Below are 21880 nucleotides of genomic sequence, written 5' to 3' on the forward strand. Positions count from 1 at the left end.
TAGTGATATATAAATGTTTAATCTTATTCTTTACTCAAATCTTCTGAAAGACGTTGGATACAATTATTATATTCCTGTACTCGTTCATTAAGTTCCATTAACTGACAAAGCAAATAAGCATTTTCATAAGCAGTAATTGCTTCTGACTTTTTGCCTATTTCTTCTAACGCAAGTGCCAAATTAGACCAACCATTAGCTTCAAATAGGCGATCGCCATTCTGTTTAGCAATATAAATCCCTTGTTCAAGATACGGTATTGCTCGATCATATTGCTCCAGACAACGATAAGCATCTCCCAAATTAATTAGAGATGCTGCATCGTCTAGGAGACCAATATCTTGTTTAATTGTCTGAGATCTTTCGTAATATCCAATTGCTAGATAATATTCATTATTTTCAAAGAAAATAATACCTAAATTATTCAATCCGTTAGCTATAAAATGGGTATGATCAATTAGTTCTGCAAACTTAATTCCTTTACGGGTATACTGAAAAGCTCGACGGTAATCCTTTAAATCTTTATAGGCAAGACCTATATTAATTAAAGAGCCAGCCACACCTTCAATATAATCAATCTGCCATGCAATTTTCAAGGCTTCGCGATGATGCTTAATTGCCAATGCGTGTTTACCCAAGCAATATAAAGCATCTCCCAAGCGAGTAAAAGCCAACTGTAACTCCCACATCTCTGACTCGTTAGGTTGCCATGACTGCACTAACTGTTCATACAGACTAGCTCGTACATAGTTGTAGCCACTTAACCTCAAAAAATTCTCGCAATCTTCATCATCATTGCTGTGGAAGATAGTATAGAACGCTTGGGCATATTCTTTGAGTTCGCAGTATTGATAGAAAATTTCTATATATAGTGTTAAGTCTTCGAGTGTTTCCCAAGTGCTGCTATCTAAGGCAACACTTTGGTAATAAGATATGATTTTCTTTCGTAAAGCTTCAGGTTGATTACCAACCTTTTGCTTCGCATACTGCAACACAAATGGATGAAACTGATATTGCCTTCGCTCTCCTTGAATTTCATCTAATAGAGAACGGCTTATCAGTTCATCTAGCGTTTGTTGAGTTTCCCATGCACTCGCTGATTCTTCGTTATCAGCTAAAATTACTACTGCTGCATCTCGATCAAATGGAAGACGATAGAGGCTGAGATTCAGAAAAAAACTTTGCATCTCTTGGCTTAATCCGCTAAAGGTTTCTTCCAAAATAGAGATAAATAAGACTTTTTCCCGATTCCTATAAGGCATGGGTATTTTATTTAACAAAAGGTCAAGTTGCCTGAAGCGCAGTTCATCTGCTTCACGGATGTGAGTGCCTGATTTTAACTTAGATGCTACTAGACGCAACATTTTTGGGTGTCCGTTGAGATACTTAGAGAAATCTTGTAGTTCACTATTAGAACCAACAATTCCCAATTCCTGTAATAAGGTAGCTCCATCAGTAGCTTCAAGTCCTTGTAAAGCTAACCAACAGCAATGTCCTTCCATAATCGCTGGTTGGGTTTGAGTTGTTATAAGCAATTTACTGGTTGTTCCATGCTCGATCCAGCGTCTGAAGAATTCTTTGTAGCTCGCTATAAAGTGCCGATCTTGATCGAGTAAGGTTTCTAGGTTATCGATTACTAGTAAGCACGAACGCTGTTTCAAAGTGTTGAGCAAAGCAATAATTAATTCCTCTGGTTCCCGACGTTCTAATAACTCTTCTGGAGATTTATCAGTTAATTTGAGCAAGACGTTTTGGGCAAAGACTGTAAAATCCGTACCTTGTCTGACATCAGCCCAAAATTTTAGCTCCCGATCGATAGATTCATAAAGATACGCTGCTAACCAAGATTTACCCACACCGCTCAATCCTTGAATGCCAATAGTCCTTATTTTGGCATCTGCTAACCACGTTCGCAGGTCTTGAATTTCTTTATCACGACCTTTCCAATTGTCTCTTGTTGGTCGATCGGTGATTAGGTTAGCTGAAGAAATTTTAATAGTCTCTTTTTTTTGAATTCCCTGGATAATTCTTAAAATTTCAGCAATACTCGCGTCTGAAGCGTTAGAGGTAACAGAAAGTGAACAACTATATATCTGATATTCTTTTGCAAGAAGTGAACGCAGTTTATCAAGTTTGCCTGGGCCTCTCCCTTCAATTCCAAACTGGTCATAAATTATGTTTAGGTGACTCTTAAGTGTGTTAGGGCTGATATGGAGGCTATCTGGAAGTTCCTCTTGTGTTTTATCTTTATGAAAAATTTCGACAAGAACCTCTGTTTGTCTTTTAGTAAGCCCCTTTTCTTTAGCCTGTTGCTCCAGAAACTCTATTGATAGCATCAATTAGCCTCTCAATTACCTAAAATTACGATCTGCATTCTCCACATGGTTAGCTGTCAAACTTACTTTTGCTTTAATTTCAAACTTAAGTTTGATGCTTTTCAAATTTAACTCTGATGCTTACAAAAGCCATTCCGCGTACCTTACAGATATGCTCACTTAAAGATAGGAGTTAATCATGGTGCTAAGTAATTTTCCCTCCTGGGAATCCTCAGAACCATCTGGCTTAAGGGGCTTTAGAGCAGAATTACAAGCAGAGGTAATCTCTATTATGAAAGAGTTAGCTGACTTGCGGGAGCGTTCGGAGCAGGTAATGTGCTCAGTTGCATCACTCTACAACACGGTCGATCGCAAAGTCGCCAAAGTTTATCAGCGACTACTGACAGCCCAAGCTCACGATTCAAGAGTAGTAGTTGGTCATTCCAATCATCGAACTCAGTGGCTAAAAGGCTTGAAGCAAGCTAAAAAGCACGTAATCATAGTCAATCCCTGGATTACTCGACGGGGTATAGATGCTGAAATGGCTCAAGCAATGACAGATTGCCTACAGCGAGGAGTTAGTATTAGTCTGGGATGGGGTTATCAACGAGATATCGGCAACTTAATTAAGCTGGGAAATGGATGCTGGAGTTTCAGTACACCAAATCCTTGGCAGTACAACGCAATCAATGAATTGCAAAAGTTACGTAAAACCTACCCAGATAGATTTAGTCTCAAACTAATTGGTACTCATGCAAAAGTGTTTCTCTGCGAGGAATTTGCTTTAATAGGCAGTTGTAATGTTCTCTGCTCTAAACCTCGTCAGTCAGATGATTCTCGTGAAGAAATCGGACTTATAACTACTGATCGTGGTGATATTACTACAGTTACAGATTGGTTTGATAAAGCACCAAACTTGATAGCACGGAAACCAAATACAAATGTGAAGTGCCAATGAGTTTTGATTGGTCGGAATATCTCCGTCAATTCATATCTTGCATCAGTCCCAAAATCCGCCTGCGAATCAATTCGCAGGCTAATAGCGAAAGTCCTCTTAAGAGGACTAAATAAGAGGAATAAGTACTTACAATTCTTATGCTTCCAGTCCATTTTAATGGACTTAAGCTATTAGCCCGGAAATTGATTTCCGGGCGGGTTAAAACCGCAGCTACAAGATCTCAGTTTTACACTAACTGACTGGCAATTGACGATTTAACAATTGCATCTCCCGTCTGCACATCAAACCAATGAATTGACTCATTAGGCAATGCCAAAGTTATCTCTTCTCCACTCCATTTTTGATGAATTGGCACCAAAGCCCGTACTATTATTTCTTCTTTCTCTGAACCAGCAACCCGCACACTAATTAAATAGTGCATTCCTAAATTCTCTACCAAAAATATCCTACCTTTAATTGTGTTTCTATCTTCCGATTCTGCCAAAGTTACATTTTCTGGGCGAATTCCTAAAACAATGCTATTTGGAGGAGTCTGCATATCTGGAATTGGGATTCTAAAATCACCCAACATCGCGTAACGTCCCTGACAAAGAAGCGTTAGTAAATTCATTTGAGGACTACCCACAAAACCCGCGACAAATACATTAGCTGGATTGTTATAAATCCGTTCTGGCGCATCAAGTTGTTGCACATCTCCTTTATTCAGAACCGCAACTTTTGAAGAAAGGGTCATTGCTTCAGTTTGATCGTGAGTGACATACACAACGGGAACTTTTTGCTCAGCAAATAATTGTTTAATTTCTGCCCGTACTTTTTCTCGTAAAAGTGCATCTAAATTGCTTAAAGGTTCATCTAATAAAAATACATCTGGACGACGAACTAAAGCGCGGGCAAGGGCAACTCTTTGCCTTTGTCCGCCTGACATTTGACCGGGTTTTCGGTTCATTAAATCTTCTAAACCTAAGACACTTGCTGCTTCTGCTACTCGTTGTTTAATTTCTTGAGAAGGTGTTTTTTTCAGCTTTAAACCGGAAGCAATGTTATCGTAAACTGTTAAGTGAGGGTAAAGGGCGTAACTTTGAAAAACCATTGCAATATTACGATCGCCCGGACGAACACCAGTCACATCTTTTTCCCCAATCAAAACTTGACCGCGAGTAGGTTCTTCTAACCCAGCAATTAACCTTAAAATTGTCGATTTCCCACAACCAGAAGGGCCTAGTAATGTGAGAAATTCCCCATCTTCTACAGTCAAATTCACATTTTTTACGGGAATAACTTTAGGAGTATAAGTCTTATTTAAATTTTTTATTTCTAGTTTAGCCATTGTTTTATTTTTCCTTAAATTGCAAACAATTTATCCCTTAACAGCGCCAGCAGTTAAACCTTGTACAATCTTGCGTTGGAAGAACAAAACCAACAATACTAAAGGTAATGTTCCTAAAACTGTTGCAGCTGCGATCGGTCCATAAGGTATTTCAAAAGCTGAAGCACCACCTAATTGGGCAGCAGCAACCGGAATAGTTTTCATATTTTCTTGTGTCATGAAAGTGAGGGCAAAAATAAACTCATTCCAAGCAGCAATAAAGGTAAGAATTCCTGTGGTTACTAACGCCGGAACTGTCATCGGCAACAAAATTTGGATTAGCATCTGCCAGGTGTTATAACCATCAACTTTGGCAGCATCTTCCAAGTCTTTTGGTAATTGTTCAAAAAAGCTTCGTAACACCAAAATTGTTAAAGGTAAATTGATTGCAGTATAAGGAATTATTAGTGCCAAATAGTTGTTCGCTAATCCTAATTTTTGGATGATTTCTAACAATCCTAGAAACAACAAAATTCCCGGAAACAAGGTGACTATGAGGACACTTGCTAAAATTGGTCTTTCACCCCTAATATTTAACCGGGCTAAAGTATAAGCAGCAGGTGCGCCAATTGCTAAAGCTAAAAGTGTGGAAGTAATTGATACGAAAGCACTATTAAAAATGTAGCGTAAAAAGGGACGGCGATCGAATAATTCAATGTAATGGGCAAGAGTAAAACGAGTGGGAAAATAAACTGTGGGAACAGCAGAAATATCTTCATTAACTTTAAATGAAGTCAGCAATTGCCATAAAACTGGTGCTAAACAGAAAAGTAACACTAAAATAATTGCGATAAACAAGAAGATTTTTTTCCAGCTTATTTTTATTTCTTTTTTTGGTCTTTCTTGAGTAATTACAGTCATAGTTTAAGCAACTCCTGACAATCTTTTCCGTATCTTGCTGAGTAAGAAACTGGCGATCGCAACTGCTAAAATTAGTAACAAAAAAGTAACTACCACCAAAGCTGAACCATAGCCAAAATCTAAATAACGCATCACCGTTGCGTAGATATAAAGTGACACCACTTCCGTCGCCCCACCAGGCCCACCTCCAGTCATTACACTAATTAAATCGAACACTCCAAAAGATTGGGCAAACCGAAATAATAGCGCAATTAAAATTTGCGGCATCAGCAAAGGTAAAGTAATTTTATAAAAGCTTTGCCAAGGAGTTGCGCCATCAATTGCGTGTGCTTCGTAAAGGTCGGGCGAAATAGATTGCAACCCTGCTAATAACAAAATGCTAATAAAAGGAGTGGTTTTCCAAACATCAGCAATTATTACTGATACCATTGCCAAATTCGGATCTCCTAACCAGTTAATTCCGGTTTTAATTAAACCCAAACGCAACAAAATATCGTTGACAATACCAAACTGATCGTTAAAAATCCAAGCCCAAGCTAAAGCGATTAAAGCTGTTGGTAAAGCCCAAGGTATAATTGCCGCAGTTCTCACTAAAGAACGTCCGCGAAATCGTTCATTTAAAACTAAGGCAATTCCCAAACCTAATAATAATTCCAGTAATACAGCTACAACTGTAAAAACTGAAGTTATCCAAAAACTTTGCCAAAAGCGACCATCTCCAGCCATGCGGATATAGTTATCTAAACCGGAGAAAACAGGCTTTAATTCTGTACCTAAATTCTGCGTAAATAAACTCAACCATAAAGCGCGGGCGATCGGATATCCATAAACAAACAACAGCAGTATTAAAGCTGGTAGAATTAATATCCAACCCGTGCGTTGTTCTCGACTTTTAATTGTATCCAATTTGGTCATTTTTTATGTTTTTTAGAAGTGAACAAACAACTTTATGCTGGCTTTTTCGCTTGACCTGCTTTGAGTAATCGGCGGGTTTCATCAGCAGCAGATTTCATAGCATTTTCGGGAGTCATTCGACCTGTTAATGCCGCACTAAGATAACGTTGTAAAATATCCGATGTTTGTGCATATTGGGCGATCGGCGGACGTAAAACTGCACTATCTACTACCTTAAGCAGTTGCGGAAAATGTGGGTATTTTGCCACAATTTCTGGGTCGGTAAATAACTCTCTGCGACTGGGTACATAGCCAGCTTTTAAAATAAATTGCCGTTGTGCTTCTCGACTGCTGAAATACTTAATTGCTTTCCAAGCTTCTTGAGGATGTTTGGTAGATTTAGAAATACCTAAACCCCAACCTCCTAAGCAAGCAGCCGAACTTTGACCAGGCGCATGAACCATTGGTTTAATGCCTATTTTCCCGTTAATTTTGGAACTTTTTTGATTAGCTAAAGGCCAAACATAAGGCCAACTTCTTAAAAATACAGCTTGTCCACTTTGGAAAATTCGTCTGGTTTCTTCTTCTTGATATGTTGTTACTCCAGGTGGCGAAACTCCTTGTTTAACTGTGTTTTGTAAAAAGGCGATCGCTTTTAAAGTTTCCGGTCTATCTAATCCCACTTCTAAAGTATCAGGATTCACCCAAAACCCACCAAAACCTTCTAGAACTTCCATAAACATTGCCACCAATCCTTCATATTGGCGACCCTGCCAAATGTAACCCCATCTAACCTTGTCGTTCCTTTGCAAATATTTGGAAATATTCATTAATTGTTCAAAGGTTTCTGGTGGTTTTAACCCCACTTGTTTGAGTAAATCTTCTCGGTAATAAAGCATTCCGGCATCAGAACGTAGTGGAATACGATACAATTTACCTTCGTAAGTTCCCCCTTCCACATCTTTAGGTGAAAATGCGGCTAACTCCTGGGGAGTCATCCGATTTGTTAAATCCAACAACCACCCAGCAGCAGCAAATTTTGATGTCCAAATTACATCCATATTCACTAAATCGTAGGGTGAATCGCCTAAAATAAAAGCCGAAGTATAAAGGTCTTCGATTAAATTTGTCGCATTTGGCCCTTCGATAATATTAATCCGAATTCCGGGATTCTTCGACTCAAAATCTTTTACTAAACCTTGTCGCCAAGGGTCAGCATCAGGCGCAGTCATGAGTAAATTAAGAGTGACTGGCTGTTGCGCGATCGCTATCTTAATTAATAAAATTATGCTCAAAAAAAGAGCAGTAAAAATTCCAGTACTGCGCCAAAATCCCAGGTTATGAAAAAACTTTCTCAGTCGATTTAGTGGCTGAATGTAAAACATTGTACTTGGTTGAATCGTAAAATACGTTAATTTTTTGAATGGCAAAAATATAGCTATATTTCTGAGTTAACGCTATTTTTGAGTTAAGCTCAGATTATACCTAAAACTGATGATAGAGAAAATACAAGTATATATAATTTAATTCACTTTTAAAGTTTAAGCAACTTCTAAAGATATAGTTTTTTGTTTAAAAAAATACTCCTTTTAGAAGTAGAAAAATTTCTCATGAAAGTGCTATGAATCTGGCAATTATAAAGTTATATTAATTAGATAAACTAACTTAATACTAGTTCCGATCGATCTCACGAAACAATCAGTTAATAAGCAGTTTATTTTAAAAAAAATCATAAAGTTTTATAAAGACCGCAGATAGAAATAAATTACATCTGTGTGCATCTGCGGTTAAATTTATTTACTTATTTTTTCGGCTGATGATGTTCATGCCAATGACGGGCAATATCAATGCGGCGACACAACCACACCCGTTCATGTTGCTGCACATAATCAAGAAAACGTGCCAAAGCTGCTGCACGTCCAGGTCTTCCAACTAAGCGACAATGTAAGCCAATACTCATCATTTTTGGTGCAGTTTCACCCTCAGCATAAAGCACATCAAAAGCATCTCTAAGATAAGCAAAAAATTGCTCGCCAGAATTAAAACCTTGGTTAGTGGCAAAGCGCATATCATTATTATCTAAAGTGTAGGGAATTATTAAATGTGGTTTGCCATAATCATAATTCCAGTAGGGTAAATCATCGGCGTAACTATCAGCATCGTAGAGAAAACCGCCTTCTTCAACTATTAATTTACGGGAGTTTGGACTAACTCTTCCGATGTAACAACCTAAAGGACGACTACCAGTAACTTGGGTGTGAATGGCGATCGCTAATTTCAAATGTTCCCTCTCCGCCTCCTCGCCAAAATATTGATAATCAATCCACCGATAACCGTGACTCGCAATTTCCCAATCAGCTTCTAACATCGCCGCTACTGCTTCCGGGTTTCTTTGCAAAGCCATCGCCACACCGTACACTGTTACCGGAATATTTCTTTGGCTAAAAATTCGATGTAATCGCCAAAAACCTGCCCGACTTCCATATTCATAAATTGATTCCATATTGATATTTCGCACCCCTGACAAAGGAACAGCCCCCACAATTTCTGACAGGAATGCTTCCGAAGCTACATCACCGTGAAGAATAGAATTTTCCCCACCTTCCTCATAATTAATCACAAATTGCACCGCCACCCGCGCTTGATTCGGCCATTTAGGATCTGGAGTATTCCGTCCATAGCCAACCATATCTCGTGGATATTCCTTAGTCATTTTATGACCTCTTTTGACTGCCAACTTTCTATCAGTTATTGAAAATATCACAATAGGACAAAAAATCCACATCTACATCTGTGTGCATCTGTGGATAACTGTGGTAAAAAAACTTAAATTTACTGTTCTTTTAGCTTACGCTTTAATTTCATATACCGAATTCGCATCACTAACCCCAAAGTAATTTGCTTCATAATCCAATAAACCACTGTTAACACAAGAAAAGTGATAAAGATTACTAACAACGGACCCTTACCAGTCAATTCGTTAATTGTCGTAATGAGTATGTTATCTGGATCGGTAATTAAATCCCAACTATTAAACCGGAGAAATCTTCCCAGATAAATTCCCACAGCACAGAAGGCATGAGTAATTAACTCAGACCATACCACAAACTTTTCTGCGGCTTGTCGTTTTAAATAATTCCCTTGATTAATTAAAGACACCACATACGCTTCCATTCCGGCAACAATGGCAAATAAATGCAACGGAATAAAAACTAAGGTAATAATCCAAGCCGAATATCCTTCACGAATGCCGCGAATTAGGTGGATAATATCTGTTAACAGATAAGGTGCATTGGGCAAGAAAGCAGCATAAACCAGGAAAACTACCCACCACAACCACGATCGCGCATTAGTTCTCCGCCGAAATAACCAAAAGCTAAGAACTAAGGGAATAAAAGCCAGAAACAGATTCCAAGCAATCCAACCGCTATATATACCCCCGGAAAGTGCTTCTTTTGTCTGGTAAATTTGGGAATTCATAGGCATCTTTGTTTTGTTATGCTTACCTTTACCTACGTTAACTTCTGAATTCCTCAATTGGTAAATAGCAATTTCCTGATTAATATCCTACAAATCCTTTCTTTACTCCTATTATCTTCCTAAGAAAAGGTTTGCGGCTAACTGCGAAAATATTTGCCGCTGTTGTACATTAGGCGTTAATAGTATTAATTAGCACTTATTTTGCTCATGGTTAGTTCCTCTGGCGATCGCACCACTCAGTCTTCCTCTACCCGCCTCACCCGCAGCCTGAGTGCCGCTGAAACCTGGGGTTTTGGGTTAAGTGGGCATCTTGCATGGCCTAGTGTCGCGACCGCTATTCATGCCGCATTGGGTTCAGCAGCAATTTTTGTCTGGTTTCCGGCAATACTAGTAGCAATGCTCACGATTCGTCAAGTTAAGCAACTGGGCAGTCATTGGATCGATGTCGCCGGGGGAACGCCAAGCTATACTACTAAACTTCTCAAACATTATCCCGGCATTGCTCGCTACGCCGCCTTGGGATATTTCTTCAGTTGGGTTTCCACTTTGCCAATCAGTGCGATCGTCCTCACTGACCTGATCCGAGTTAATTTGGAAGCAATGCACCTACCCTGCCCTGAACTGCCCCTCAAAGTAGGATTCACTCTGATCGCCTTTGTCTTGGCATTCAGCGGCACCAGGGCTTTGAGCATTCTACATTTGTTTTTTATCCTACCTGCGATCGCCGTTCTCCTAGCCTTTTGCCTGCAAGGAATCAGTTGGTTAACCTTTTCTCCCATCACTCCAGGCTTTTTCCCCAGCAGTTGGTCACACTTGAGCTTTACAGATTGGGCAAAATGGTATTTCTTTGTCAGCTATGCCGTTTACGCCTGCGAAACAGTCTCCGCTTATGTTGCTGATAGTCGTAGTCCACAAAAGACATTGAGATTTTTGCCTGTTTCTGCTGGGTTAATGCCACCAATATTTTTGGGCGGTGCTTGGGTGTTAACCCGTCTAGCAACTGAGGGCAATAGCGATCTCTTTCTAAGTTTCGTTGCAGCTGCTAACCCATTTTGGGGTTCATTCACCCCACTAATAGTCACTTTTTTAATTGCCTCAGTCAGTCTGCTGTGTTGTGCCACCGTTGTTTCTAACTGCCCTCGTGTCTTGTATCAAATGGCTTTGGATGGACATCTTTCTCCCGTTTTTTCCGTAGTTTCCCAACGAGGCGTTTTTGGGCCAGGTTTGTTACTAATCCTCTTACTTAGTCTCCTCTGTTTAGTTTGGGGAGATATCGCTCAAATCGTGGCTGTGAGCTCTGTGGGCTGGTTTACCTCCTTCATGGCACTGCGCTTAGGAATGTGGCTGCAACGTGACAAACCACAGGTTTTGTTCCCGCGACTTTCACTGGGCATTTTGTTATGCGAAGTAGTGATTCTTTTTGTGGGAGGGATTTCTTGGGGTTGGCGAGAGTTTCTGATTGGATTTCTGTTTCCCATTGGAATTTTGCTTATCGATCGAGTTATTCGCCGCATTCCCTTTGCACCTTTCCATAAAAATTGGTGGATTCAACTTTATCGAAAACGTCCTTCGGCAATAGTTCAAGACTCGATTTTGTTACAAGTTATTGTCTTGATTGTCCTATTGTGTGCCGCAGTTTTTACGGGTTGGAGTTTCCAGCTCTTCTTAAATCACGAGTCTCTCATGCAGGCTAATGTTCTGGTCGTCGTGTTATTACAGGTGGTTGTTTTTGTGGGGGTAGCGATCGCCTGTTGGACAACTTTACCGCAAGTTGTGGCACTGGGGGAAGCACGGGACGCAGCAGAACATCTGTTTAATATTGCTCAGGATGCGATCGTTGTCGTTGATGAAATGGGAACAATTCAAAAAGTTAATCCGGCTGCTGAATCGCTTTTTCAACTTAAACAAAATCAATTGATGAAATGTCACTTGAATCAACTGCTTCCCGACTTAGGAACTTATCCGCAAGACTGGATCGATCGCAGTGAATACAAGTTAACTCGTACTAATAATACCGAACAAATTACAGTTGAGGTTTCTATTTCCGATCGTTCTCATCAAGACTGCCAAGAATATGTTGTGATTTTGCGAGATATTAGCGATCGAAAACTTGCAGAAATCAAAATTAGAGACAGTTACAACCTTTTATATGGAGTGATCGACGGCACAAGTGATGTGATTTTTGTCAAGAATTTGCAGGGGCAATATCTCTTGATTAATTCGGCTTATATTAAAGTAGTGGGCAAGTCAGCTGAAGAAGTTAATGGTCAGACAGATTTAGCAATTTTTCCACCTGACGTAGCCCGTGAAATTATGGAACTTGACCGCAGCATCATGAGCAGTGGGATTCCAACAACCTTTGAAGAATGCGTCCCAATACAGGGGGAAATGCGAACCTTCTTGACGACAAAAACCCCTTTACAGGATGCCCAAAGAAACGTGATTGGGTTAATCGGAATTACGCGAGATATTAGCGATCGAAAACTTGCCGAAGAAGCCTTGCGAGAATCAGAAGCACGCTTGAGACAACAAGCGCAGCAACTTCAACAAACTCTACAAGAACTCCAACAAACCCAAGCCCAACTTGTGCAAACTGAGAAAATGTCAAGTTTAGGACAACTCGTAGCTGGAGTCGCCCATGAAATCAATAATCCAGTCAACTTTATCTATGGCAACATCATCCACGCCAGCGACTACATTCAAGACCTGCTAGATTTGCTGGAAACTTACCAAAAACACTATCCCACCCCAGCTTCAGAAATACAAGACATAAAAGAAGAGATCGATTTTGAGTTTTTAAAAGAAGATTTGCCGAAACTTCTCTCTTCCATGAAAGTAGGGGCAGACCGAATTCAAAAAATTGTCTTAGCACTGCGGAACTTCTCACGCATGGATGAAGCAGAAGTCAAAGAAGTAGACATTCATGAAGGTATCGACAGCACCTTAATGATTATGCAAAATCGCTTTAAGGAAAAGGCAGGACATCCCGGAATTACTGTAATTAAAGAATATGGTGATTTGCCCTTAATTGAATGTTATGCGGGACAACTTAACCAAGTATTTATAAACATTATTAGCAATGCAATTGATGCACTGGAAAGTATGAATTGTCAGAAACAATTAGCCGAACCTTTAACAATTCGGATTGGCACTAAGAGAGCAGGAAACGATCGCATCTTAATTCAGATTGCCGACAATGGCCCAGGTATGTCCGAAACAGTCAAAAATAGATTGTTTGATCCATTTTTCACCACCAAACCTATTGGTAAAGGTACGGGATTAGGAATGTCGATTAGCTATCAAATTGTCACTGAAAAACACCTTGGTTCTTTACATTGCAACTCAGCACTCGGTCAAGGGGCAGAATTTTTAATTCAAATTCCGATTCGGCAATCCAAAATAGGAAATATGTCAACAAAATGCTGAGATTTACGAAAATTAAACAACTTTGGTGACTATAACAGGTAAAATATAAAGATTAGGCTGTTAAATAACAACTCATAAATAACAAATCAAAATATTAGCGATCTATGACGAATTCTGATTTAACTGGTGGTTTGCAGTGGAGTGCTGAAGCTAAGACAAAGCTGAAAAATATTCCCTTTTTTGTGCGAAGTCAGGCGAGAAGGCGAATTGAACAATTGGCGCGAGAAGCTGAGTTAGAGGAGGTTACGCCGGAGATTGTTGAACAGGCAAGGTTAGAGTTTGGACAGTAGGAAAAGTGCGATCGATCTGACTTTTATCAAATAGAAAACAGAATACAACTAATCGGAGATCCCCCATTATCCCCCTTACCAAGGGGGACTTAAAAACTCCTCTGGTTCCCCCCTTGTTAAGGGGGGTTAGGGGGGATCAACCATCTTTAGCGAAGTTGTACGTAATTGAAAGTACCCATTCTTGGGTAATTCCTCTGTTTCCTAGTGGTAGCCAGATTAGAGAAAATAGTGTTAACTAGCTAGGATAATTAATATGAATGACCAACAACTTAATCTAGTATCACTGTTTTCGAGAATTGAACAACTCGAACAACACCTTCTTATTGTTAGAAAATATTCTACAGGGCTAAAACGTCAATTAGATTGTGTGACGGAACAGTTTAATAATCGACCTGAGTTACAAGAATGGGAACTTTTAAAAAGGGAGTTTGCTGAACTAAAAAAGCAGCACAATTTAATGTTGAGTTTAAGCGATCGCACTTTCAACTCCCAAACTCTGAATTCGCCTCATAACAATGATACAAAAGAAGATGCGGAAATAGTTAAGGAGTTTTTTGCAAGGGTCGATCGACAATTACAGCAAGATTCCCTCACCCCAACAGTTGAAGAATCTCAAGAATTGGCGAGTAATGATGAGCAGATTGTAAGTTTTCACCATGAAGAAATTGATGCTGTTGAACAGGAAACAAAATTTTCTGTCTTTACTGATGAAGAATTCAAAATTGAAAGAATGTTGCTGTTGTTGATGAGAGATGAGACAGAAGAAGAAGATTATCAGGAAGCAGATATCAGTGCTGAAGAGTTTTTGACAAAGTGTAATGAGGGAGAAAGAGATTTTACTGGCATCAACTTAGCCGGAGTTGATTTAAATGAAAAATCTTTTTCAAGTTATGGCAATCTGAATCTTAGCCAAGCTAATTTAAGCAGAGCTAAACTAAGTAAAGGAAAGCTATCTTCTGTAAACCTATATCAAGCAAATCTCCAACGTGCTGTACTTTGTGAAACAGAGTTAAATTACATAAATTTGAACAATGCAAATTTAACTAATGCAGATCTTCGTAAAACGCAAATGTATGAAGCTAAGTTAGGTAAGGCAAACCTTAGAAATGCAAACCTAAGCTTAGCGAATTTACAAAAAGCAAATTTATGTGAAGCTAATTTGATTCAAGCAAATCTTAGCGGTGCGGATTTGACCTTGCAAGCAAACCTTAATGATGCAAACTTAAGTCATGCAAACTTGAGTGGTGCAAAATTGAGGAAAGCACAATTGATAAATGCAGACCTAAGTAATGCCAATCTTAGTAATGCTAATCTCTTAGAAGCAAATTTGGAAGGAGCAAACCTGCGGGGAGTAAAGCTTCAAGAAGCAGTTTATAACGAGGCGACTATCTTTCCCAAAGATTTCGATCCTGTTAAAGCAGGTGCTTACTTAATTGCTCCTAACTCGTCACTGCGAAATGCTAACTTAGCTGGCATTGATTTAAGTCAAGTAAACCTAAGTGGAGCATATTTGGAAGGTGCAAACTTAAATTCAGCCAACCTTCTTCACGCAAACTTAAGTCAAATAAATTTGTGTCGAGCGAACTTAAACAAGGCAAATTTGAATAGTGCAAAACTCCTTCAAGCAAATCTTTGCCACGCCAACTTAAGTAATGCAGATTTGGGTAGTGCTAACCTAACTGCTGTCGATCTTAGAGCAGCAAAGCTGATTCAATCAAATTTATCGTCAACCAACTTAGCTGGTGCAGATATAAGTCAAACAGACCTGAAAAACGCAATAAATATTCACTGGGCAAACTTAAGTGGTGCTAATCTGACAGGAACCAATCTTTTGGGAATAAGCTTAACTAATATTAACCTAAGTGGGGCAAACTTAAGCGGAGCAAATCTTTGTGGAACCCAGTTGAGTGGGGCAAATTTAAGCGGAGCAAACCTTACTTCAGCAGACTTACGTGGAGCACGCTTGACAAGGGCAAACCTAGAAAAAGCTAACTTGAAAGGAGCCAACATAAATGGAGCGATTTTAGAGGAAAACAATAATGATAAAGCAAAACTCACTGGTGCAATTATGCCTGATGGAACGACTCACGAGTAAAGATTATCAATGTTTTGAAACAGGGAAATTGAGGAAAGATCGATCGCACTTAGTAGGTTAGGGTAAAAAGTGCGATCGATCCCCCATTATTTTAACTCTAACAACTTATTCTCCCGCCATCATTGCTGAGATAATCGCTTGTTGACTAACCGCCTTATAAACTGAATCTAAATACTGCATTACTGCATCAGATGTAGCTGCTGTTTGAGGTTTTTCCGTTTCATCATTACCTAAAGGAATTTTTCCCAAAACATCTAAAATTGTTTCGCTAACTGGTGATGGTGCGATTACAACTAAACCTGATTCTAAAGGTCGATCGTACTGCCAAAACTCCTCAATTTTCAAAGGATATTGTACCTTTTGATTTACCGGAATATCAGTTTCTTTGTCTCCCTGTTCCTCTTTTCCCTTGCTACGAAACTTGCGTAAAGCTTCAATAATTTGTGCTTTGCTACGTCCTCTTAATTGAAACAACACAAAAGGATCTTCGCCAAAGCGATCGCCCAATAAATAATAAACCGCCCCAATATGTTTACAAGGATTAGCTTTATCAGGACAACTGCAACGACTCCGCACATCTTCCAAAGTAAAAGGAAACAAACTTAAACCATTTGCCGTAAATACTTCCTCAATATTTTTCGGCATTTCTCCAGCTAATAACTTAGCCGAAAAAATTGCCCTTTCCGACATACTTTCAATCACATAATTCCACTGTTCATCGGTAAAAGGTTCCAAAAATATTGAAAGTTGATAAGGTTCTGGTTCTGTTCCTTGAACTTTAGCAAAAACCTTTTGATCTTGAAAATCAATACTCAAAACATTGCCTTCTCTAGCATAAATTCGCGCCCGTTCCAAACGCTTTTTAAACCGATACTTATCCAACAATTCTAACCACCGTTCCACCCACCATTCCCGACCAGAAATAGCAGTATTATCTTCTTTCGTAATTCTTTGCATCCCAGGATCGTAATCTCTCATCTTCTTTGCGTCCTTTGCGGTTTAAAAAATTAAAAATCCGAACTATCAATTACTGCATTGCGATCGAGCAATAATAAATTCCTTAATTGGTCAGTATCCAACTCAGTTAACCAATTTTCACCACCACCTACAACTTGTTCCGCCAGTGCTTTTTTACTTTCAATTAGATCGTGAATTTTCTCTTCTAAAGTACCTTGACAGACAAACTTATGTACCTGAACATTGCGCGTTTGACCAATCCGAAATACTCTATCAGTTGCTTGATTTTCCACAGCAGGATTCCACCATCGATCGAAGTGAAAAACATGATTAGCGCGAGTTAAATTCAACCCAGTACCGCCAGCTTTTAAAGACAAAATCATCACTCTTGGTGCTTGTGGATCGTTTTGGAAGCGATCGATCATTTCCTCCCGTTGATTCTTGGAAGTACTACCATATAAAAACAGCATTTCTCGATTAAATTGCTTTTCTAAATAGGGTTTTAACAGTTTTCCCCATTCAGCAAATTGAGTGAAAATTAAAGCGCGATCACCCTCCGAAATCACTTCTTCCAACATCTCTTCTAAACGCAAAAGTTTTGCCGATCGCTTCTGATTTCCTAAACTTACTTCCTTCAAAAATTGCGCTGGATGATTGCAAATTTGCTTCAATTTAACTAACAAAGCTAAAATTTGACCGCGCCGTTGAATCCCTTCAGAACTTTCAATTTCTGCCAAAGATTCTTCGACTAATTTTTGATACAATTCTGCTTGTTCCGCAGTTAAACCGCAAAATACATTCATCTCCTGCTTTTCGGGCAAATCTTGAATAATATTGCGGTCAGTTTTTAAGCGGCGAAGGATGAAAGGTTGGACAAGCGATCGTAAAGTTTTTAACGAAGAAGTATCCCCATACTTTTCCACAGGAATGGCAAAACGCCGTTGAAAGAAATTTTTTGACCCTAAATAACCAGGATTGATAAAATCCAAAATTGACCAAAGTTCCGCTAACCTATTTTCTACCGGAGTTCCTGTTAACGCAATCCGAAAATTCGCCTCTAAATCCCTTACTGCTTGCGACTGTTTCGCCTCTGGATTTTTAATATTTTGCGCTTCATCTAACACCACGCCTTGCCAAGAAACAGTTTGTAAATCCTTCACATCTCGGAAAACTAATTGATAACTAGTAATTACCAAATCTTTATCCTGAACTGCTTTAGCAAACGCTTTTCCTTTGGGACGTTTATCACCGTGATGCACTACAACTTTTAAGCTAGGGCCAAATTTTTTAACTTCCCTTTCCCAGTTACCTAAAACTGAAGTTGGACAAACTAAAAGAGTCGGTTTTTCCAGTGCGTTCTCTTCTTTTAAATGTAAGAGAAAAGCAATGAACTGGATCGTTTTTCCTAATCCCATGTCGTCCGCTAAACAAGCACCTAATCCCCAGCGTTCTAAAAATGCTAACCAACCTACACCTCGCGCTTGATAAGGGCGCAATTCTCCTTTGAAAGATTGGGGAGGATCGATCGCCTCCACCGCCCGATTACTTGTTAAAGCATTCAACAAATCTTGCAAAACTCCCGAAGCTTCAAAACTCACCACAGGCAATTTTTCCACCATTTGCGTATCGCCTGTACTAAGACGCAAAGCATCTTCTAAAGACAAAGACATTTCCTCTTTTCGAGAAACAAAGAAATTCTTCGCTGACTTTACATCTTGCGGGCGTAATTCCACCCATTCCCCATTAATTTCTACCAGAGGACTATTCTGTGCTGCTAATTTGTCAAACTCTTTTTTAGAAATAGTTTGCCCACCAATAGACAACTGCCATTTAAAATTTAATAAACTTTGCAAACCTAAGCGTTGATTCGGTTTTAACTCAGGAGTTTGGGCGCGAATACTTAAACCCAAACGACTCGCCCAACCATCCCGATTTGCCAAACTTGGTGGTAAAATTACTCCTAAACCGCTATCTTGAAAACGCCAAGCACCTCCTTTAATAAACTCATAAGCTTCTAACGGATTCAAGCGACAAAATAACGGGGTAGCAGTTTCTAAACTTGCTTCAATTACTGGCATTAATCGAGAAGCTAAACCTAACCCTTGCAGAAAAGTTTCTTGGGGACGTTCTATGGTTCTTCCTTGATAAATAAAACGTTCAACTGCATTCTGCCAAATTGTTGCAGCATCAACAATAAATTCAGGATCGTCAACAGCTTGCAAACAATATTCTAAACTCCAATCTTTCGCATTTTCTGCCGGAGGATGGACTTTAAAACAAGTGCGAAATAAACTTTGTCCTGTTAAAAATGGTTGTACTGGTGCAATCCAAGAATTTAAAATTGCTGCTAAACGTTCTGGTGTTTCTCCTATTACTTGCGCTGACTCATTTCCCAATCCTTCCAACCATTTTTGCACCAAATTTTCCGTAGTTGGTACAGAGTTTCCCCGCGCCACACTTCTCGCTTGTAGATCGATCGTGCTGCTTAAAAAACTTAGCAGCAATTCTTTAGGTTCTGGCGGTAATTCTAAACTAATAAATGGCGAGGAATCATCAATTTCCCAACCTTGATAACTGCGACAAGCAGCAGGCATTTGTCGAGCAAAATTATCTAACCGAACTTGATCTACGCCGCCATCAAGTAAAGGTTGCCAAACAGCAATGAATTCATTTTCTAGCTGTTTCAATCTCGGCAAAAACTTGCACCTTGCTAGTAAATCTACACTCCACCTTGCTATATGACACCAAAATTGTAAATCTTTACCTAAAAAAGAATCTGATTCATTAATCGTTGTCAGTGGCAAAGCGGTTAAAAATTCTCTTGCTTCTTGCCTGTTTAAACAAATTCCTTCTACTTGCCAAGGATACAAATAATAAGAAGATATCTCTACTTCGTTTTCATTTAATATAGTTCCCGAATGCAACGGCAACAAATCATTATTATCTGCTTTCAAGATTCTGGTTGGTAATCCTAAAACTTGCACTTGCCAACGGTAATTTTGGTTTTCTTCTGCTTTCTTTTTCCCTTTTTTAGCTGTACTTTTCTCCACAGTTAAAGTATCAGTTGGTAGCGCCTTGCTAATTTTTTCTAAACTTTGCAAATAGGTGACTAATTCCTGCTTACTCATTGCCAATGGATGAGGTAGCAGCGTGGTGAATCCCTCCGAGTTTGCTGGATTAACTCTGCGCCAAGTTTCTCCCCAAACGAATAGATAACTACCTTGAGATCGATCGATCCAACTACCGTGTAAAATTGCCATTTAGAAACTGCTCAAATTGTGTTGGTTATGTTTTACTCATCATTAGTCACTGCGGAAAAATCACTGACTAATGATTGAGATTTATTGATGATTGTTTTAGAATATTTGCGCTTGATAAGGTAAGCGTTGCTGAAGATTAACCAGTAAGATTGCGGATATCATTTTATGATAACCCTAAAAATCCCAGAAAACAACAAATTATCTCGTTTTTCTGGTTAATTACGGTTACAAATTTTTACAAAAAAGGTGAAATCTCATGAGTGATTCTCAAGGCTGGTATATTATCAAACGTAACGAGGGTAACTGTGATATTGTTCCTAGTCAACAAGTGGAAAGCCAAGAGGATAGTAACATTTTAGAACGTTGGGGGCCTTTTAGTTCGGTAGAAGATGCGATCGCGCGTCGTGTCGGATTAATTCGCGCCGGAAAATGCAAACCTGTTTAGGGATAGGTGACTAGGAAAAGGGAAAATTTACAACTAAAATTTTTCCCTTTTATCCCTCTTTAGATATATTTTTTCAACAACAAAGCTAAATTTTCTTTTGTTGTTGCTGGAACCTTATCCAACGGAGTGAGAATAGCATATTTCAAAGCAGAATGAGCTTCAGAAACAAAAGGATTTTCTGTAATTCTTCGCACCGTTTCTTGAATTACTTTTTGAGCATTAATCGCATTACGTTGTAAATTATCAATAATCATTTCTACAGTTACACTGTCATGATCGGGATGCCAACAATCGTAATCAGTAACCAAAGCTAAAGTTGTGTAGGCAATTTCCGCTTCTCTCGCTAATTTTGCCTCTGGCAAATTAGTCATTCCAATCACAGTTGCACCCCAACTCCGATACAGATGAGACTCTGCCTTCGTAGAAAAAGCAGGCCCTTCCATGCACACATAAATACCGCCACGATGCAAATTTACCCGATCCAAATTTAAACTAGCGACTGCATCTGCCACAACATTAGCTAATTGTTGACAAACAGGTTCACCAAATGCAATATGAGCTACAATTCCCTCGCCAAAAAAAGTGGATACTCTATTCTTGGTGCGATCGATAAACTGATCTGGCACCACCATGTCTAGAGGTTTAGCTTCCTCCTTGAGAGAACCAACAGCTGACGCGGAGATTAAATATTCAACGCCCAGCTGCTTCATTGCGTAAATGTTCGCACGGAACGGCAACTCAGACGGCAACAGGGTATGATTCCGACCGTGACGAGCTAAAAAAGCCACCTTAGCACCCGCCAAAGTTCCTACAATTAAAGCATCAGAGGGCGGCCCAAAAGGAGTATCAACTTGCACCTCTTCCACATCTTTGAGGGCTTCCATTTTGTAAAGACCGCTGCCACCGATAATCCCAATTTTCGCCTGAGTCATAAACTTTATTGTGTTGCGCGTGAAACTCCAGCATTTTACCCGTCAATAGGAACACAGGGAAGTGCTTGTGTTAGCGATATGTGCTGACGCACAGGCTACGCCAACGCGATCGCTCTTCTTTACAGAAACTTTAACAACAGATGTGTGAAAATAACCATTTGTTTGGGAATACTTACTTTGGTTGAATATAGTAAAGATTTAGTTGCACTAATGATGAGACAGTTTGAAACCCAACCAAAAGTCTCGGTTGAAAGCATCCTCGAAAGGATCTTTGCTCTTCGCCAGATTAATCGGAGAGATCAATATACCCTAATGACAGCACTGCTATCTAAAGATTCTCTCAGCGACAAAGATCAACGTCAAATCAATCAAGTATACGAAGCAATCCAAAAGGGATTAATCAGAATCGTAGATTAAACAAGAAAGGCAGAAGACAGAAGGGCAGAGGGGCTCTTGAGCAGGGGAGCTCTTGAGCAGGGGAGAAAGTGTTGAGTTGTAGGGGCGGGTTTAGTAGATAAATCTGTGTTCACAACAAAAGAGTTAACAACAAAACCCGCCCTTACTAGTGCATCTGGGCAGAAATTTCCCCCCATCTCCCCATCTC

General features: G+C 39.4%; 16 protein-coding genes. 6 read left to right on the forward strand and 10 right to left on the reverse strand.

Going from position 1 to position 21880, the window contains the following annotated elements:
* Positions 1-23: 23 nt before the first annotated feature.
* Entirely contained in the window at positions 24-2333 is a 2310-nt protein-coding gene (locus tag IQ264_RS11165; RefSeq protein WP_193980854.1) for a tetratricopeptide repeat protein, read from the reverse strand.
* Between the two features lie 178 nt (positions 2334-2511).
* On the opposite strand from IQ264_RS11165, the gene IQ264_RS11170 reads away from it, so the two are divergent.
* A complete protein-coding gene (locus IQ264_RS11170) occupies positions 2512-3270 on the forward strand; it encodes a phospholipase D-like domain-containing protein (RefSeq protein ID WP_193980855.1) in 759 nt (252 codons plus the stop codon).
* 226 nt (positions 3271-3496) lie between these two features.
* Here the strand turns inward: IQ264_RS11170 and IQ264_RS11175 are convergent, their stop codons facing one another.
* The 6 genes from IQ264_RS11175 to IQ264_RS11200 form a co-directional block, all read right to left on the reverse strand.
* A complete protein-coding gene (locus IQ264_RS11175; protein ID WP_193980856.1) occupies positions 3497-4597 on the reverse strand; it encodes an ABC transporter ATP-binding protein in 1101 nt (366 codons plus the stop codon).
* A 30-nt stretch (positions 4598-4627) separates the two neighbouring features.
* Positions 4628-5497 carry a carbohydrate ABC transporter permease gene (locus tag IQ264_RS11180; RefSeq protein WP_193980857.1) on the reverse strand — a complete coding sequence of 290 codons (870 nt, stop codon included), beginning with the start codon at positions 5495-5497 and terminating at the stop codon, positions 4628-4630.
* 3 nt (positions 5498-5500) lie between these two features.
* On the reverse strand, positions 5501-6412 hold the full coding sequence (locus IQ264_RS11185; protein ID WP_193980858.1) for a carbohydrate ABC transporter permease: 912 nt from the start codon (positions 6410-6412) through the stop codon (positions 5501-5503).
* A 32-nt stretch (positions 6413-6444) separates the two neighbouring features.
* Positions 6445-7776 (reverse strand): ABC transporter substrate-binding protein, encoded by a 1332-nt coding sequence (locus IQ264_RS11190; protein ID WP_193980859.1) that lies wholly within the window; start codon positions 7774-7776, stop codon positions 6445-6447.
* 416 nt (positions 7777-8192) lie between these two features.
* Positions 8193-9104 carry an allantoinase PuuE gene (gene puuE, locus IQ264_RS11195; RefSeq protein WP_193980860.1) on the reverse strand — a complete coding sequence of 304 codons (912 nt, stop codon included), beginning with the start codon at positions 9102-9104 and terminating at the stop codon, positions 8193-8195.
* Between the two features lie 119 nt (positions 9105-9223).
* Entirely contained in the window at positions 9224-9877 is a 654-nt protein-coding gene (locus IQ264_RS11200; protein ID WP_322744662.1) for a DUF1361 domain-containing protein, read from the reverse strand.
* A gap of 201 nt (positions 9878-10078) precedes the next feature.
* On the opposite strand from IQ264_RS11200, the gene IQ264_RS32910 reads away from it, so the two are divergent.
* The 3 genes from IQ264_RS32910 to IQ264_RS11220 all read left to right on the forward strand — a co-directional run bounded on the left by IQ264_RS32910 (position 10079) and on the right by IQ264_RS11220 (position 15682).
* Positions 10079-13297 (forward strand): PAS domain-containing protein, encoded by a 3219-nt coding sequence (locus IQ264_RS32910; RefSeq protein WP_228061451.1) that lies wholly within the window; start codon positions 10079-10081, stop codon positions 13295-13297.
* A gap of 104 nt (positions 13298-13401) precedes the next feature.
* Positions 13402-13587, forward strand: coding sequence for a PCP reductase family protein (locus IQ264_RS11215; RefSeq protein ID WP_193980861.1), 186 nt, complete (start codon positions 13402-13404; stop codon positions 13585-13587).
* A gap of 253 nt (positions 13588-13840) precedes the next feature.
* A complete protein-coding gene (locus IQ264_RS11220; protein ID WP_193980862.1) occupies positions 13841-15682 on the forward strand; it encodes a pentapeptide repeat-containing protein in 1842 nt (613 codons plus the stop codon).
* 105 nt (positions 15683-15787) lie between these two features.
* Here the strand turns inward: IQ264_RS11220 and IQ264_RS11225 are convergent, their stop codons facing one another.
* Both IQ264_RS11225 and IQ264_RS11230 read right to left on the reverse strand, forming a co-directional pair.
* Positions 15788-16660, reverse strand: coding sequence for an SWIM zinc finger family protein (locus IQ264_RS11225; RefSeq protein WP_413470346.1), 873 nt, complete (start codon positions 16658-16660; stop codon positions 15788-15790).
* 29 nt (positions 16661-16689) lie between these two features.
* On the reverse strand, positions 16690-19899 hold the full coding sequence (locus IQ264_RS11230) for a DEAD/DEAH box helicase (RefSeq protein ID WP_193980863.1): 3210 nt from the start codon (positions 19897-19899) through the stop codon (positions 16690-16692).
* A gap of 256 nt (positions 19900-20155) precedes the next feature.
* Between IQ264_RS11230 and IQ264_RS11235 the strand changes: the two genes are divergently transcribed.
* A complete protein-coding gene (locus IQ264_RS11235; protein ID WP_193980864.1) occupies positions 20156-20344 on the forward strand; it encodes a hypothetical protein in 189 nt (62 codons plus the stop codon).
* A gap of 59 nt (positions 20345-20403) precedes the next feature.
* Here IQ264_RS11235 and IQ264_RS11240 read toward each other — a convergent pair whose 3' ends face one another.
* Entirely contained in the window at positions 20404-21276 is an 873-nt protein-coding gene (locus IQ264_RS11240) for an S-methyl-5'-thioadenosine phosphorylase (protein WP_193980865.1), read from the reverse strand.
* Positions 21277-21420: 144 nt separating this feature from the next.
* Between IQ264_RS11240 and IQ264_RS11245 the strand changes: the two genes are divergently transcribed.
* Positions 21421-21693 (forward strand): hypothetical protein, encoded by a 273-nt coding sequence (locus IQ264_RS11245; RefSeq protein ID WP_322744663.1) that lies wholly within the window; start codon positions 21421-21423, stop codon positions 21691-21693.
* The last annotated feature ends 187 nt before the right edge of the window (positions 21694-21880 follow it).

Origin of the sequence: [Phormidium] sp. LEGE 05292, from assembly GCF_015207735.1 — a bacterium.
GTDB lineage: Bacteria > Cyanobacteriota > Cyanobacteriia > Cyanobacteriales > Aerosakkonemataceae > Floridanema.